The organism is Agrobacterium sp. 719_389 (assembly GCF_900188475.1).
GTDB classification, from domain to species: Bacteria; Pseudomonadota; Alphaproteobacteria; order Rhizobiales; family Rhizobiaceae; genus Agrobacterium; species Agrobacterium radiobacter.
In genome coordinates, this window is sequence record NZ_FYEM01000002.1 from 495,212 (window position 1) to 511,114 (window position 15,903).

The window sequence follows — 15,903 nt, forward strand, 5'->3', positions numbered from 1 at the left end:
TCATGCTCCTCGGTGAAAGCCGGGACCTTGGGTGATCCCGGCGAAAGTTGAATGTTCAGGCTGCACCCCGGGCGGGGTTGCGGGCTAATGCCCGGCCTTGCGCGTCGAAACGGTGGATCTGCGCCGCATCTGGCACGATGGCGATGCGTTCGCCCGCCTTGCGACCGGTCACACCCTCCTCGCGAACGACGATGGGTTCGCCGGCGCCAATCTCGACATAAATGTAGCTGTCCGATCCCAGCATTTCCGAGTGGACGATCTCGCCGCTCCAGCCGTTGCCATCGGTGGCGATGGTGATGTGTTCGGGGCGGATGCCGATGGTCGCGGCTCCTTCCGTCTCGGCATATTTGCCGGCAAGGAAGTTCATCTTCGGCGAGCCGATGAAGCCGGCAACGAAGGTGTTGACCGGGCTTTCGTAAAGCTCAAGCGGTGTGCCGATCTGTTCGACGCGGCCATCGCGCAACACGCAGATGCGGTCGGCGAGCGTCATGGCCTCCACCTGGTCGTGGGTGACGTAAATCATCGTCGTATCATGCATCTCGCGGTGCAGCTTGGCGATCTCCAGCCGGGTTGCGACACGCAGCGCCGCATCGAGGTTGGAGAGCGGTTCATCGAACAGGAACACCTTCGGATCGCGAACGATGGCGCGGCCGATGGCGACACGCTGGCGCTGGCCGCCGGAAAGCTGCTTCGGCAGGCGCTCCAGATAGGGCGTGAGCTGCAGCATCTCGGCCGCCGCTTCGACGCGCTTTCTGCGCTGTTCCTTGTCCGCACCTGACAGCTTCATGCCGAAGGCCATGTTCTCGAACACGGTCATATGCGGATAAAGCGCATAGGACTGGAAGACCATGGCGACGCCGCGCTTGGCGGGCGGCAGGCGGTTGACCGTCTCGCTGTCGAAGGAAAGCGTGCCACTGGAAATTTCCTCCAGCCCGCATATGAGGCGCAGAAGCGTGGACTTGCCGCAACCGGAAGGACCGACGAAGACCATGAATTCGCCGGAGCGGATATCCATGTCGATGCCCTTGATGACATCGAAAGCGCCGAAGGATTTGCGAAGATCGCGCAGTTGAATGGTGGTCATTTGGTTTTCTCCTAGCCTTTGACGCCGCCGGCGGTGAGGCCGGAGATGATGCGTCGCTGGAAGATCAGAACGAGGACGACGAGGGGTGCTGTGACGATGACGGACGCGGCCATGATCGTTCCCCAGGGGATTTCGAACTGCGAGCCGCCCGACAGGAGCGCGATGGCGACCGGCACCGTGCGCTGCTCGTTCGATGAGGTGAAGGTGAGCGCGAAGAGGAACTCGTTCCATGCCGCAATGAAGGCGAGAAGCCCTGTCGTGACGAGCGCCGGCCACATCAGCGGCATGAAGACCTGGGTGATGATGACCCACGGCGTCGCACCATCGACGATCGCCGCTTCCTCGATCTCGATCGGCAGGTCGCGCATGAAGGTTGTCAGCACCCACACCGTGAAGGGCAGGGTGAAGATCATGTAAGAGAAAATCAGCGCCAGCGGGGTATTGAAGATTCCCGCCCAGCGGATCAGTTCGAACAGGCCGGCGAGAACCGCGATCTGCGGGAACATGGAAACCGACAGGATGGTGAGCAGCAGCAGCGAGCGGCCACGGAAGCGAACCCGAGCCAAGGCATATGACGCCGTCACCGCAAGGAACAGCGACAGTACGACGACTGAAGATGCAACGAACAGCGAATTGCCGAGATTGCGCAGGAAAGTGCCGTTGCCGATGACGAAGTTGTAGTTGGTCAACGAGAATTCACGCGGCCAATAATTGACCTGGAACAGCGCCGAGCCGGATTTAAGACTCGTCAGGATCGCGTAATAGAACGGGAATACCGAAATCACCATGATGATGGCGACCAGCGCATAAAAGGCGGTGGTTTTCAGGATGCTTGGCAGGGTCATCGCGAAGCTCCATCGGTGTTGACGCGCCCGAGCCACATATAAATCACTGTGATCGAGGCGATGATGAGAAACAGCATGGTGGAGGCGGCGGCGCCATAGGCGAACTTGTCGAAATCGAACAGGTTCTCACGCGCCAGCACCGACATGGTGCGGGTCTGGGCATTATTCGGCGTCAGAATGTAGATGAGGTCGAAGACGCGCATCGCATCCAGCATGCGAAAGATGACCGCGACCATGAGGGCCGGCCGGATCATAGGCAGGGTGACGCGGAAGAACACCTTGACGGGGTGGATGCCGTCCACCTTCGCTGCCTCATACATGTCCTTCGGCACCATCTGCAGGCCGGCGAGGATGAGCAGCGCCATGAACGGCGTCGTCTTCCAGATATCGACGATCAGGACGGCGACCATCGCGGTATCCGGATTGGCTGTCCATGCGATCTTGTGGGAGATCAGCCCGAGATTGAGGAAGAGGTCGTTCAAGATGCCGAACTGGTCGTTAAGCATCCACGCCCACATCTGCGCCGAGACGATGGTGGGAATGGCCCATGGCACGAGGATGGCGGCGCGCACGAAGCCGCGTCCTCTAAACTCGGCGTTCAGAACCAGAGCGACGATGAGGCCGAGCACGGTTTCGAAGCTGACCGAGAGGATGGTGAATTTCAGTGTGTTCAGAACCGCACCCCACCAGGCGGGATCGGCCAGAAGGCCGCGATAGATCGTGCGGCCGCTGCTGAGCGTGATCCAGCTCAGGTAGTTCTTGAAGCCGACGAACTGCGCACCGTCGAGATTGGTCAGCGATGCGTCGGTGAGGCTGAACCAGACAGTGCGCACAAGCGGCCAGCCGGCCACCAGCGCCAACACCAGAAATGTGGGGGCAAGAAACAGCCAGGCGGATTTCAGCCGTTCCGATTGAAGATCCGAACCGGTGCCGGATGCCGCGACCGGTCTTTGAAGGGTGGTGTCATTCATGGGGACATCTCGCGGTTGGGGCGCGGGAAACGATCAGGCGAGACCGCTTCCCGCGCGAGCCGGATTACCAGCCGTTGCCTTTGAGATCGGTCAGTTCCACCTCGAGCAATTCGAGATTTTCAGCCGCCGTGCCATTGCCGGAGAGCGTGTTGTGGACCGCACCCCAGAACTTGGCCGAAACCTCGTTATATTTTACCTTGGCCGAGGCGGAAGGACGGGGAACAGCGGTCTGGAAGATCGGCTTCCAGGTCGGCATGAAGGGCTGTGCCTCCGCAACGTCCTTATCGTCGTAAAGCGAGGCGATCGTCGGCATGTTGGAGAGCTGGATCGCACGCATCTTCTGGGTGTCTTTCGATGCCAGGAACTTCACCAGCTGGATGGCGGCTTCCTTGTCGTCGGAATATTTCGAAACGGCGAGGTTCCAGCCGCCGAGTGTCGAGGCAGGTGCTTCGCCTTCTGCGCCTGCCGGCAGCGGGGTGACGCCGAACTTACCCTTGATGGCGCTGTCGGCGCCATTTCCGAGTGCGTAGGCATAGGGCCAGTTGCGCATGAACACGGAATTGCCGGTCTGCCAGACGCCGCGCGCTTCCTCTTCCTTGTAGGCAAGCACGCCCTGCGGTGCGATTGTGCCGACCCAACCCTTGGCGGCTTCGATCGCGGCTGCGGCTTTCTCGTTGTTGATGGAGATATCGCCATTGGTCTCGACGATATGGCCGCCGCCGGCGGATGCGATCCATTCCAGCGCGTTGCAGGTCAGGCCTTCATAGGCGCTGCCCTGGAAGACGAAGCCCCAGAGGTCCTTCTGTCCACCCTCCCGCTCCTTGTCCTGAATTTCCTTGGCAGTCTCGCCCAGTTCCTTCCAGGTTTTCGGCGGCTGCTTGCCGTATTTTTCCAGAAGGTCCTTGCGGTAGAACAGAGCGGGTGCATCGGTAAACATCGGCATGGCGACTAGTTTGCCGTCCACGGTCTGTGACGCAACGATGGAGGGGAAATGATCGCCGATGACGTCCTTGGTCGCTTCGGTCAGATCCACGAACTGGTCGGAGAGCTGCGGCGCCCAGATCACGTCGGTCTGGTAGACGTCGACATCCTTGTTGCCGGCGGCAAGCCATAGCCGGTACTGGCTGAATTGTTCGCTTGATGAAGAAGGCATGGTGACGAGATTGACCTTGTGGCCGGTCTCTTTCTCGAAGGCGGCGATCCGCTCGCGGAAGAACGCGATGTTCTTGCCGGTGGAATTGGCGGCGATGGAAAGTTCGGCCGCCTGCGCCGAAACTGCCGCGGAAAGTACGCTGCCGCACAGGAACAAAGTCTTCATGGAAATATTCATTGTCAAACTCCTCCGTTGACGCTTCCGATTGTCCTCAAAATTGAAAGCGCTTTTGACTGGCGTGAGGCTCTCAAAAGCGGATCAATCTGTCAATACTCTTTCTAATTGTGCGAAAAACCGGCATTTCCGACGATGGTTTTGCGGTGTTTGCTTTTCGAAATGGGCGACTGTAAGGTTTCAGATGGATAAAAATTGAAATCGTTTTCAATTATTGTCCGCTTGAAAAATCTGCGGCGGCAACGCATGCAGAGGCAAATTGGCGAAAAACATGAAACTCAAGGAATTCGCAGAAAAGGTTGGGCTATCGCCCACCACCGTCAGCCGTGCGCTTGGCGGCTATCCCGAGGTGCGCGAGGAAACGCGGCAACGGGTGATGGAGGCTGCGCTGAAATACGGCTACCGGCCGAATGCCAACGCCGTGAGGCTGGCAACGGGCAGGGCGGGCGCCATCGGCGTCGTCATGGGCCGTTCGGGCGGCGGGCATTTCTTTTCGGAATTCATGGGCGGTATGGCGACCCGTCTGGAACAGGAAGAAACCGACATTCTCGTCAGCGTCACCGTGGACAATAATCTCGATGAGGAGCTGGCGATTTTCAGCCGGCTGGCGGCGAGCGGCCGGGTGGATGGCATCATCGTGCATTCGCCGCGCCCCGAGGATGAGCGCATCGCGCTGCTCAACCGGCTGGGCGTGCCTTTCATCGTGCATGGCCGCTCCAAGACGCCATTCGAACATGCCTGGCTCGATATCGACAACCACGATGTAACCTATCGACCAACGATCCATTTTCTGGAGCGCGGCCATCGCCGCATCGCGCTTATCAACGGTCCGGTGGGGCGCACCTTCGTGCAGGATCGTGAGCAGGGTTTTCGCGACGCCCTGGCAAAACACGGCATTACTCCGGATCCGCGCCTGATGATGAGCGAGCATTTCAGCGAGGATGCCGCTTTTCGCTTTGCCCGCTCGCTGCTGGAGCAGACGCCGCGCCCGACCGCCTTTGTCGCTGGTGCGATGATGACGGCGCAGGGCGTTTATCGCGCCGCAAATCAGCTGGGTCTGACGATCGGCAAGGATGTCTCCGTCATCGCCCATGACGACGTGTTTCCTTATCTCACGCCGGAAAGCATGATGCCGCCGCTTTCCACCACCCGCTCGCCCATGCGCATGGCGGGCATGCGGGTGACGGACCTGTTGTTGCAGATTATCGGCGGTCGTCCGGTTCGTGAGGTTCAGGAATTGTGGCCGGTCGAGCTGATCCTGCGGGAATCGGTCGACCCTGCCTGAGCTTCTGGTCATAGCTCACTGATTCCACTCCGTTTTGTGAACGTCAGTTGATAACGTTCGCCTTTCGTCATCTATACGTCCGCGCTGTCTCATGTATAATCGGAACAGTCACGGGCGTTATGGAACAGGACCCGGGCCGGCGCGTTGAGGGGACGTGTCGAAGGAGGTGGATGGATGTTTGAATTTTTAAAACCGCAACAGCAGACTGTGATTGATGACGTCGAGGCGACCGGCACCTATGCCGATGCGCTGCTCAACGTTCCGAGCCCGGAACTTACCCGTTCTACCGCGCGCGAGCATGGTCACGAGGCTCATTCTCGCGATTATTGCGAAAACCGGGATATTTCCCGCAGCGCGCTTGGTTTCGCCTGAGCGTCGCAAAAACCTTCCTTAAAAAACGGAACGGACCGGCCGTGCCCGCGTTTCCCTGTACGACCCGCAGGGCGGCGCAACCGGACCGAAGGGACCTGACCGGCATTTGACCGATGGGCAAATTGGGTGTTGCGCCGCCCGATTGGCGACGGCGCGAAGGCGTTGTCCAAAGAGATAAAAACGCAGCTTGTGTCCATTGCGGCAGAGCGTGTTTATCAGGAGGCCGCCAATGCAAACCGTTCCCGTCGAGCCCTATCCCGAACCGCCGATGCCCGTGCCGCCGCAGCCGGATATCCCGCCGGTCGAAGAGCCGGAACCCGACAGGCTGCCGGACGAGGCGCCGGTACCCAATCCCGACGAAAATGACGGGCCGCCGAGGGTGCTCTCGTCTTTCACGGGTCTCCATTCTCGAATTTCTTGCTGACGAAAGTCGAGTCCTTCAGCCCGAAGCGCCACGGGTATTCCGTCGCGCGGCTGATGCCGATTCGCCTGCCGCTGGTGATGGCGGCGGCTTCTTTCGGCAACCGCAGGAAAAACGGTGGTGCGTTCAACGGCGCGCCGTCCATCTCCCCCGTAATCGCGAGCGCCTGGCAAAGTCGGCCTGGACCTGAACAGAGAAGTTTCGGCTTGTCAGTTCCCCGGCGCAGTTTCATCATGTCTATACCGGTGATCGGCTCGATGGCGCGCAGAAGCACGGCGGAGCCCGGAGCGCAGACAAAGTTGGCGCACCAGTGAATGCCGTAGGACCGGTAGACATAAAGACGGCCGGCCGGGCCGAACATCGCCCTGTTGCGCGGGGTCTGCCCGTTGAAACTGTGGGATGCCGGGTCGTCTGGATGGTAGGCTTCGGTTTCCACGATGATCCCGCCGGTATTGCCGATGCGGAACTCCGCGCCGATGAGGGCGCGAGCCACATCCACCGCGTCGCGCAGGAAGAAACTCTCCTGCATTTCCGGGCCAAAGGCTTCATCCATCCGGAACCCCTTCTGCTCTGTGTAGTTCTGAAGTCAGCTTATTCGTTTCCCCGCACCGGTTTTGCCGGTGTTTCCCAAACCGGAGGGCATGTCATGCAACTTTCGACGACCTATGTAAAACGCAATAACGGGGTTATCTCCGTCGAGTTCGTCGGCAGCGACGGTGACCAGGTCTCTGTTCGCCTTGCCGATGGTCTTGAAGGGATCGATGATGCGGAGGCCATCAAGCGGGCAAGTGCGGTGCTTGTCCAGCTGACCGCCTTCGGAACGCGCCATGGCGCGGATGCGCCTTCGCAATTCTCCGCTCTCGGTACGGGGCAGGACGAAGCGCCGCACGGCAAGGCGAGCGCCCGCACATCGAAGGATCGCGACATTCTGGAGGAGGAGCTGGAAGAGGGGCTGGAGGACAGCTTTCCGGCGAGTGATCCCGTCTCGGCAACGGTCACATCCATCGCTTCCCGAAAAGGAGGGTTGTAATAGTGGCCGATCGCAAAGTTGCTCTGGTAACCGGCGCAGGCTCCGGCATTGGGCGCGCCGCCGCCCTTCATCTGTCGGCGCAGGGTTTCTCGCTCGGTCTGTTGGGCCGCACCGAATCGGAATTGAATGATCTCGCCCGGGAGATAGACCTCGCATCCGGCTCTTCGAAGGTGCTTGTGGCCGATGTGGCGGATGAGGCGGCGATGCGTCACGCGGTCGCAGCGCTGGTTGGGAATTTCGGCCGGCTCGACGTCGTGGTGGCGAATGCTGGCGTCAACGGCGTCTGGGCCCCCATCGATGAATTGAAGCCGTCCGAATGGGACGACACGATCCGCATCAACCTGCGCGGTACCTATCTCACCGTTCATGTAAGCGTGCCGCATCTGAAGGCGGCCGGCGGCGGATCGATCGTTATCATCTCGTCAATCAATGGTACCCGCACCTTCACGTCGCCCGGTGCTACAGCCTATTCCGTGACGAAGGCCGGGCAACTTGCCATGGCGCAGCAGCTGGCGCTGGAACTGGGGCGTCACCGTATTCGCGTCAATGCGGTGTGTCCGGGCGAAATCGAAACGGCGATCGATGAAAATACCGATATACGCGGGCGGGAAAAAACGGAGGTTCCTGTCCGTTTTCCAGCCGGGGATATTCCTGTGACCGACGGCGTGGCCGGGACGAGCGAGGACGTCGCCGCGCTGATCGGTTTCCTGGCGACGGATGCATCCCGTCACATTACCGGCACGCCGGTATGGATCGATGGCGGCCAGGGGCTGCTCCGATAATCAGGGCGTCCAAGCTCAACGCCAACGGCATCACGGGCTTGTGTCTCTATGATTAACGAATGGGTAACGTCTGTTCACGAGACTTTGTACATGGGCGAGGTTGCCGTGTTGTGGCCACCTTCGATAGTTAAGCGTCTGCCGGAAAGGCGGGCAAATCAGGCGGGCAGAACGATCCATGGGCATGCAGGCATTGCTGGATTTCGCGGTTGCGGGGTTGCGGCATCGGGTAAAAGCAGGGGCAAGAATGGCTGCGATCGTCGCGATCGGCGGCGGACTTGCGGCGTGCACCTCCATGGGCCTCGACAGTGTCAAGAAAGACCCGCCGAAACTGTCGTCCAAGATGATGGCGCAGATGTCGGCCAAGAGCATGCGCCCAGAAAGCCCGGTCCTCGTTCGCATTTTCAAGCAGGAAAGCGAGCTCGAGGTCTGGAAGGTCGACAAGACAGGTAATTACGCGCTGCTCAAGGCCTATCCAATGTGCCGCTGGTCCGGAAAGCTCGGCCCGAAGATGAAGACTGGTGACCGGCAGGCGCCGGAAGGTTTTTATCATGTCTCGGCCGGCATGCTGAACCCGAACTCCCAATATTACGTTTCCTTCAATCTCGGTTATCCCAACCGGCTGGAATCGGCGCTCGGTTACACCGGCGAGGCGCTGATGGTGCACGGCGCCTGCTCCTCTTCCGGCTGCTACGCCATGACGGACGCCCAGGTGGGTGAGATTTACGCTATCGTCGCGCGTGCATTGCAGGGCGGACAGGACCGCTTTCAGGTGCAGGCCTATCCCTTCCGCATGAGCGCCCGGAACATGGTGGCGCATCGGGATGACCCCAATATGCCGTTCTGGAAGACGCTGAAGGAAGGCTACGACTATTTCGAGGTAACGCGCCGGCAGCCCAAGGTTTCGGTCTGCGGCCGCCGTTATGTCTTCAACAGTGAGTTTGCCGGCGGCGAGCCTGCCGATCCGCTGGCGGCGTGCCCGCCGGCCGTCAACCAGCAGGATCCGCTGGTGGCGTCGAAACTCGGTGAAGAGCAACAAAAACTTGCCGCCGCGATGAGCGAGGGAACTTCTGCCCCGCTCAGCGCGTATGTGGACGGCGGCATGCATCCAAGCTTTCGGGCCATTCTGAAATCCAGCGGCGCCAAGGCCATGGCATCGCAGGTTTCCGGCACGAAGTACCCTATCAGCCGCCCGGAGGCGGCGCTGGCAGATCCCTTTGCCAGCGTGAGATGACGTAAATGAGGTTTTTCAATTGAACGAGACGACAACGACCCGGCGGGGTTTCCTGCTTGGAGCAGGTGGACTGGCGCTTGCCGGCCTTGCGGGCTGCAACACAACGGCGCGTGAGGCCGCCCGACCAGCGGCGCCTGCCGAAGACCCGCTGTATGCCGCCATGTACGGTCCGAGGCCTGACGAGCAGTTCCCGCTGCCGGAAATCCCCTATAAGCGGATTCCGCGCCAGTTCCTGCGGCAGATGGTGGCGAACCCGACCGGCGAACGCCCCGGCATCATCGTGGTCGATACGGCCAACCATTTCCTCTATCTCACCTATGAGAATGGTCAGGCGATGCGCTATGGCGTCGGCCTAGGCCGTGCAGGCTTCGAATGGTCCGGCCGCGGCGTCATTCAGTACAAGCGGCAATGGCCGCGCTGGACGCCGCCCGATGAAATGGTCGCCCGCCAGCCGGAACTGGAACCCTATAGCAGCCGTAACGGCGGCATGGAGCCGGGCCTCAAGAACCCGCTCGGCGCGCGTGCGCTCTATATCTTCAAGGACGGCAAGGATACGATCTACCGTCTGCACGGCTCGCCCGAATGGTGGACCATCGGCAAGTCGGTATCATCAGGCTGCGTGCGCCTGCTGAACCAGGATATCATCGACCTTTATAACCGTGTGCCTGATGGTACGCCGATCGTCGTGACGGCGCTCGGCCCGGCACAGCAGGGCGTGCCGATCGGCCAGGAAGGTGTGCCCGTGGCGCAATATGGCAATGGCGTAATCGGCGACGGCCTGTCGCAGCCGGTGCAGAGCTATTGATCGATGAAGATTGCCCAGACGCCAGAAATGGCGTTTGGCCAATTGCATCGTCCCACCCCGGATCTAGTCCGGCAAAAGGACGCGTGTTTTCTTGGCGTCATCCTCGGGCTTGTCCCGAGGATCTGCAACCGATTGATCTTATTGGACGTGATTAGATCCTTGGGACAAGCCCAAGGATGACGTCAGCTTGGCGAGATTTGTCACTCATCTGATGACGCCATGCTTAGTTCATGCCCGAGATCGTCACCAACCGCTGCAGCATAGGTCGACATGACGGGGAGAGATATCCCCTCATCACCCATTGCCCTTATGCAACCCGGCGTGTCTCTCCCCGGCTGCCGGCAATTTCCATCTCAAGACGGAAACGCGATACCAGCGCGCGCAGCTTTGCCGTTTCGGCGGCAAGCGTTGCGGAGGCGGCGGTGGATTGTTCCACCATGGCCGCATTCTGCTGGGTGGCGTGATCCATCGAGTTTACGGCCGCGTTGATCTCCGCAAGGCCGGTCGATTGTTCGGCGGCCGATGTGGCTATCGCATTCATATGGCGGTCGATGCCGGCGATACGTTCGCCGATATCCTTCAGCGCCGTGCCGGTATCGAGAACCAGCTTCACGCCGCTTTCCACCTCGGCGGATGACTGGCGGATATGATCGCGGATTTCGCTTGCGGCCTTTGCCGCGCGCTGGGCGAGATCGCGCACCTCCTGCGCCACCACGGCAAAGCCCTTGCCGGCCTCGCCGGCGCGGGCGGCTTCAACGCCTGCATTCAGCGCCAGAAGATTGGTCTGGAAGGCGATCTCGTCGATGGCGCCGATGATGCCGGTGATCTGCCGTGACGAGGTTTCGATGCGACGCATCGCCTCTTCGGCATGGCCGACCACTTCGACCGATTTCAGCGCGCTTTCGTTTGCGTCTGTGGCGGCGAGCCTTGCTTCCGCGGCGCGCTTGTTGGCGTTCGACACGTTGACCGTGATTTCATCGAGCGCTGCGGCCGTCTGTTCAAGTGAGGCGGCCTGATTTTCCGTGCGGCGGGAAAGATCGCCGGCGCCGGCGGCGATCTCGCGGCTGCTGCCGTCGATGGTGCCGATGCCATTAGATATGGCGAAGAGCGTTTCGGCGAGTTGCCGAACCGAGCTGTTGAAATCGTGGCGCAGGGCTTCAAATTGCGGGGCAAAGGCATCGTCGAGCTGGAAGGCCAGATCGCCGGACGCCAGCCGCTTCAGGCCGGCCGCGAGGCCGGAGGTGGCGATGCGCAACCGCTCGGACGCATCTTCCTCCGCCTGCCGCCGGGTTTCCTCCTGGTCGGCTTCCGCCTGCCGGCGGGCGATATCTGCCTGCTCTTCGAGCGCCCGGTTGGCAATGGCCGCCTGCCGGAATATCTCGACCGCGCCGGACATGGAGCCGATCTCGTCCCTGCGGTCGGTGCCGGAGGGTGGTTGCGACGTATCGCCGGCCGCCAGAATTTCCATGTTCTTCGACAATTGCAGAACCGGTCGGATAATCGATTTGCGGGTGAGAAGGAAAAGTCCGGCCGAGAAAAGCACGGCGAGAACCAGCAACCCCTTCAAAACGAGGTTGATGGTCGCCTTGGTCTTTTCGCTTTCGGCGGAGGCGGCGTCGGAGAGGGCTTCGATCTGGTCGCCGGCCGTTTCCATCGCTTTTTCAAGCGCCGAAAATTGCTGCATGAATTCGGGCATCAGCTTGAGAGCCTCTTCCTGACGGGCGCCGACAAGGCCGACAACCGCATTGGCGGCGTCAATATAAGCAAGAAGCGGTTTTTCGACGCCGTCGATGACGGCCCTGACATCGGTGCCGGCTGACAGAGACCTGTTTTCCTCGATCATCCGCCGGAAGGTGGATTCATGTTCCGCCAGATCGGCTTTTACCGCATTCAGGTCCAGGCCCATCTTTTCGTCGGAAGAAAGAATGGCGGCGAGCACGTCGGAACGCAGCGCGTCGTGCATCATGTCCGCCTGCATGTGGTTGCGAAGCACGTCGGCCGAAAGCGCCACATATTCGCCGTTGCGGTTTAGCGTTTCCGTTGCCCACATGCCGACACCCGTAGCGCTGCCGGCGATGAAAAAGATGGCGACGCTTGCCAATATTGTCTTCTGCTGAATCGACGCCATGGAACGTTCCCGCGCTGTTGGTTATACTGCGGGAAAATAATAGAACATGCTTAATAAATGATCTATTTTGCTATGTTCTTGATAAAAGCAAAAAAAGGCCGCAATTTTTATTGCAGCCTTTGCTTTATTAGAATTTTATATTTTAATTTGCGCGTTTCAGCGCCTCGCCGAGGATCGAGACGATATCGTCGAAATGGGTTTTTTCGGCGATCAGCGGTGGCGAAAGAGCGATGATGTCGCCGGTGACGCGAATAAGCAGGCCGCGCTCGAAGCAATCCGTAAAGACATCATAGGCGCGTGCGCCCGCAGCACCTTCGCGTGACTGCAGCTCGATGCCGGCGATGAAACCGATGGTGCGGATGTCGATGACGTTGGGAAGGCCCTTCAGGGAATGGATGGCGTCGTGCCAGACATCCTGCAACTCCGCCGCGCGGGTGAAGAGACCCTCATCGCGGTAGATGTCGAGCGTCGCGATGCCGGCGGCGCAGGCGACCGGGTGGCCGGAATAGGTATAGCCGTGGAACAGCTCGATCTGGTTTTCCGGCCCATGCATCAGCGCATCATGCACCTTGCGGCTGGTGAAGACCGCGCCCATGGGGATCGCACCGTTGGTCAGGCCCTTGGCGGTGGTGACGATATCTGGCGTAACGCCGAAATAGTTGCTGGCGAAGGTGGAGCCCATGCGGCCGAAACCGGTGATGACCTCATCGAAAATCAGCAGAATGCCGTGCTTGTCGCAGATGGCGCGCAGGCGTTCCAGATAACCTTTTGGCGGCACCAGCACGCCGGTGGAGCCGGCCACGGGTTCGACGATGCAGGCGGCTATGGTTTCCGCGCCATGCAGGGCGACCAGCCGTTCCAAATCGTCCGCAAGCTCTGCGCCGTGCTCGGGCTGGCCCTTGACGAAGCTGTTCTTCGCCGGATCATGGGTGTGGCGCAGATGGTCCGCGGGGATCTGCGGAAAAACGCGGCGGTTGTTGACAAGGCCGCCCACGGAGATACCGCCGAAACCGACGCCATGATAACCGCGTTCACGGCCAATCAGCCGGCTGCGGGTGCCCTGGCCGATGGCGCGCTGATAGGCGATGGCGATCTTCAGCGCCGTATCAACCGATTCCGATCCGGAGCCCGTGTAGAAGACACGATCAAGTTTCGCCCCTTCCGGGCCGGGTGCGATTTCCGCCAGCCGCTCGGCGAATTCAAAGGCAACCGGGTGTCCCATCTGGAAGGAGGGCGCGTAATCCATGGTCGAAAGCTGGTGCTTGACGGCGGAGGCGATCTGCTGGCGGCCGTGGCCGGCATTGACGCACCACAGGCCAGCCGTGCCGTCGAGAACCTGGCGTCCGTCATTGCTGGTGTAATACATGCCTTCGGCGCTCGTCAGCAGGCGGGGATTGGCCTTGAACTGCCGGTTGGCGGTAAACGGCATCCAGTAGCTGTCGAGTGAGGTGGAATTGGATCGGCTCGGATTGTCCATGGTGGTCTCCTGTTCGTTACCGGTGATTGAAAGCTATTTTCGCGACTGAACAAGCCCTTTTCTCTCTTTGGCCAAGCCATTGAAAATGCTATAGGCATTCACACATATTTTCGATATTTCGAACAAGGGCAACGGGGAGCGGGCATGTCGGTGGATATAGGCGGGCGTTTGCGCCATTTGCGGCTGCGCCACAATATTTCCCAGCGTGAACTGGCAAGACGTGCCGGTGTCACCAATTCGACGATTTCGCTGATCGAATCCAACACCTCCAACCCGTCCGTTGGCGCTCTGAAGCGCATTCTTGACGGCATACCGATCGGCCTTGCCGAGTTTTTCGCTTTCGAGCCGGAGACAAGCCGGAAGGCCTTTTACCGGGCGGATGAACTGGTCGAAATCGGCAAGGGGCCGATCTCCTTCCGGCAGGTGGGCGAGAATGTCTTCGGCCGCAGCCTGCAAATTCTGAAGGAATGTTACCAGCCGGGCGCCGATACCGGCAAGGTGCCGCTGGTTCACGATGGGGAAGAGGGGGGCATCATTCTCTCCGGGCGTCTGGAAGTGACGGTTGATGAGGAGAGGCGGGTGCTCGGGCCGGGGGATGCCTATTATTTCGAAAGCCGCAGGCCGCACCGATTCCGTTGTGTGGGTCCCGTGCCGTGCGAGGTCATCAGCGCCTGCACACCGCCGACCTTCTGATACCACCGGATTTGGCGCTTGGCGCGGCTCGTGAAACGGCTCAGAGGGTAAGGTGGAGAGGATTCGATTGCCAGCTCTCGCATTTTTGCGTGGCTGCCATGTTCAGAATGCACTGTCGCGCCACTATTTTGCCGTCTTTGAGACCTTCTTGCGATTTTTCCATCGTTTTTTATTGGCGCAGTGGCAGTGTCGGGCAAAAAAATCCCCGCTAATATGTCAAATTTTATATGCATTGCCACAATCTTGCTGCGCTGCAACAAACTTTAATAGTCTTTTACAGGCATGTCTGTTCTTGGCGTTCCTGTCTCACCTGCGCAAGTCATAAGAAACACATAAGAAAAGACTGTAGACGCCACAAAACCCAATACATGCCGGCGCGACACCCATGCTCTCAACACATGGCCGCACGCCCATTTGTTGCTTTTTTATGCAACCGTTAATATTGCCCGGACGTTAATCGGCCGCTCGCGCAAGAAATCGCATAGACGGTTATGGGCAATGTGCCTTACAAAAAATCCATTAGCATCAAATTCCGAACACAGACTTGTTATCTCTTTTAGACGGAAAGACGCGCCTCCGGGCACCGACCAATCGCAAAACATAAATGGAGTTCTCTCTATGAAGTCCGCGACCCAATCGGCTGAACAGACACTCAGCAGCTCCGAAGATTTCGATGTCAGTTTCCCTATCGGGGGCATCGCAAAACGCAGCTTTGATATGACATCGGCTGCACTTGCGCTGCTCATCTTCAGCCCGATATTCCTGTTGATCGCCGCGCTGGTGAAATTGTCTGATCCCGGCCCGATCTTTTATGGCCACCGGCGTGTGGGACATAATGGCCGTTATTTCCATTGCCTGAAATTCAGGACGATGGCGATGAACGGTGATGAGATTCTGCGGCAATATCTTGCCGCCAATCCGGAAGCCGCCGAGGAATGGCGTGCAACCCGCAAGCTCAAGAACGATCCGCGCGTTACGGCTGTCGGCGCTGTGCTGCGCAAGCTCTCGCTTGACGAATTGCCGCAGCTCCTCAACATCATCCGCGGCGAAATGAGCGTGGTTGGCCCGCGCCCGGTCGTTGATGAGGAACTGAGTTATTATGAAAGTGCTGCCGCTTATTATCTCAGCACCCGTCCAGGCCTGACCGGCCTTTGGCAGATCAGCGGCCGTAACGATGTATCCTACAAGACCCGCGTCGCTTTCGACACGCAATATGTGCAGAACTGGTCGATGCGGCGGGATGTCTTCATCATCGTCAAGACCATTCCCGCCGTGTGCCTTTCACGCGGAAGCTACTGAAAACCGATATTGAGTTCGGCTTTATCGATCTTCGTTTCGACACGCACCCCGACCGGGATCCCAAGTCCGGTCTTTGGGTGCGTCATTGGTGCTAATCATACCGGCCGCTTTTTGCGGCGCTGCGCAGCCGGCCTTGTCCGGTTGCGCGACGGC

The 15,903-nt window shown here is 59.6% G+C and carries 16 protein-coding genes; 8 read left to right on the forward strand and 8 right to left on the reverse strand.

Annotated features, from left to right (window positions below):
- Positions 1–55 precede the first annotated feature (55 nt).
- The 4 genes from CFB10_RS06000 to CFB10_RS06015 form a co-directional block, all read right to left on the reverse strand.
- Positions 56–1,084, reverse strand: a complete 1,029-nt coding sequence (locus tag CFB10_RS06000) for an ABC transporter ATP-binding protein (RefSeq protein WP_020011895.1) — start codon at positions 1,082–1,084, stop codon at positions 56–58.
- Between the two features lie 11 nt (positions 1,085–1,095).
- A complete protein-coding gene (locus CFB10_RS06005) occupies positions 1,096–1,929 on the reverse strand; it encodes a carbohydrate ABC transporter permease (RefSeq protein ID WP_020011894.1) in 834 nt (277 codons plus the stop codon).
- Positions 1,926–2,900: a carbohydrate ABC transporter permease gene (locus CFB10_RS06010; RefSeq protein ID WP_020011893.1), complete on the reverse strand. Its 975-nt coding sequence runs from the start codon at positions 2,898–2,900 to the stop codon at positions 1,926–1,928. Before CFB10_RS06010 ends, CFB10_RS06005 begins: the two co-directional genes overlap by 4 nt.
- Positions 2,901–2,964: 64 nt before the next feature.
- Positions 2,965–4,230, reverse strand: coding sequence for an ABC transporter substrate-binding protein (locus CFB10_RS06015; RefSeq protein WP_020011892.1), 1,266 nt, complete (start codon positions 4,228–4,230; stop codon positions 2,965–2,967).
- 268 nt (positions 4,231–4,498) lie between these two features.
- Here CFB10_RS06015 and CFB10_RS06020 point away from each other — a divergent pair, with 268 nt between their 5' ends.
- Together CFB10_RS06020 and CFB10_RS06025 are read left to right on the forward strand one after the other, a co-directional pair.
- A complete protein-coding gene (locus CFB10_RS06020; protein WP_026363970.1) occupies positions 4,499–5,512 on the forward strand; it encodes a substrate-binding domain-containing protein in 1,014 nt (337 codons plus the stop codon).
- A 174-nt stretch (positions 5,513–5,686) separates the two neighbouring features.
- Complete coding sequence (locus CFB10_RS06025) at positions 5,687–5,884, forward strand: hypothetical protein (RefSeq protein ID WP_020011889.1); 198 nt, start codon at positions 5,687–5,689, stop codon at positions 5,882–5,884.
- A gap of 252 nt (positions 5,885–6,136) precedes the next feature.
- Here the strand turns inward: CFB10_RS06025 and CFB10_RS23990 are convergent, their stop codons facing one another.
- Together CFB10_RS23990 and CFB10_RS06035 are read right to left on the reverse strand one after the other, a co-directional pair.
- Positions 6,137–6,280 (reverse strand): hypothetical protein, encoded by a 144-nt coding sequence (locus CFB10_RS23990; RefSeq protein WP_020011888.1) that lies wholly within the window; start codon positions 6,278–6,280, stop codon positions 6,137–6,139.
- The gene (locus CFB10_RS06035) at positions 6,277–6,858 is read right to left on the reverse strand and encodes a DNA-3-methyladenine glycosylase (protein ID WP_020011887.1); all 582 of its coding nucleotides are present in this window, start codon (positions 6,856–6,858) and stop codon (positions 6,277–6,279) included. Before CFB10_RS06035 ends, CFB10_RS23990 begins: the two co-directional genes overlap by 4 nt.
- Before the next feature lie 93 nt (positions 6,859–6,951).
- Here CFB10_RS06035 and CFB10_RS23995 point away from each other — a divergent pair, with 93 nt between their 5' ends.
- The 4 genes from CFB10_RS23995 (at position 6,952) to CFB10_RS06055 (ending at position 10,153) form a co-directional block, all read left to right on the forward strand.
- Positions 6,952–7,335, forward strand: a complete 384-nt coding sequence (locus CFB10_RS23995) for a hypothetical protein (RefSeq protein ID WP_020011886.1) — start codon at positions 6,952–6,954, stop codon at positions 7,333–7,335.
- Positions 7,336–7,337: 2 nt separating this feature from the next.
- Positions 7,338–8,117, forward strand: coding sequence for an SDR family NAD(P)-dependent oxidoreductase (locus tag CFB10_RS06045; protein WP_020011885.1), 780 nt, complete (start codon positions 7,338–7,340; stop codon positions 8,115–8,117).
- A gap of 175 nt (positions 8,118–8,292) precedes the next feature.
- Positions 8,293–9,348 (forward strand): murein L,D-transpeptidase family protein, encoded by a 1,056-nt coding sequence (locus CFB10_RS06050; protein WP_026363969.1) that lies wholly within the window; start codon positions 8,293–8,295, stop codon positions 9,346–9,348.
- Between the two features lie 19 nt (positions 9,349–9,367).
- The gene (locus CFB10_RS06055) at positions 9,368–10,153 is read left to right on the forward strand and encodes a L,D-transpeptidase (protein WP_020011883.1); all 786 of its coding nucleotides are present in this window, start codon (positions 9,368–9,370) and stop codon (positions 10,151–10,153) included.
- Between the two features lie 307 nt (positions 10,154–10,460).
- Here the strand turns inward: CFB10_RS06055 and CFB10_RS06060 are convergent, their stop codons facing one another.
- Both CFB10_RS06060 and CFB10_RS06065 read right to left on the reverse strand, forming a co-directional pair.
- Positions 10,461–12,281, reverse strand: coding sequence for a HAMP domain-containing methyl-accepting chemotaxis protein (locus CFB10_RS06060; protein WP_020011881.1), 1,821 nt, complete (start codon positions 12,279–12,281; stop codon positions 10,461–10,463).
- A gap of 142 nt (positions 12,282–12,423) precedes the next feature.
- Positions 12,424–13,758, reverse strand: a complete 1,335-nt coding sequence (locus CFB10_RS06065; RefSeq protein WP_020011880.1) for an aspartate aminotransferase family protein — start codon at positions 13,756–13,758, stop codon at positions 12,424–12,426.
- A gap of 144 nt (positions 13,759–13,902) precedes the next feature.
- Here CFB10_RS06065 and CFB10_RS06070 point away from each other — a divergent pair, with 144 nt between their 5' ends.
- Complete coding sequence (locus CFB10_RS06070; RefSeq protein ID WP_003523802.1) at positions 13,903–14,451, forward strand: cupin domain-containing protein; 549 nt, start codon at positions 13,903–13,905, stop codon at positions 14,449–14,451.
- Between the two features lie 618 nt (positions 14,452–15,069).
- Entirely contained in the window at positions 15,070–15,750 is a 681-nt protein-coding gene (locus CFB10_RS06080; RefSeq protein ID WP_020011879.1) for a sugar transferase, read from the forward strand.
- The last annotated feature ends 153 nt before the right edge of the window (positions 15,751–15,903 follow it).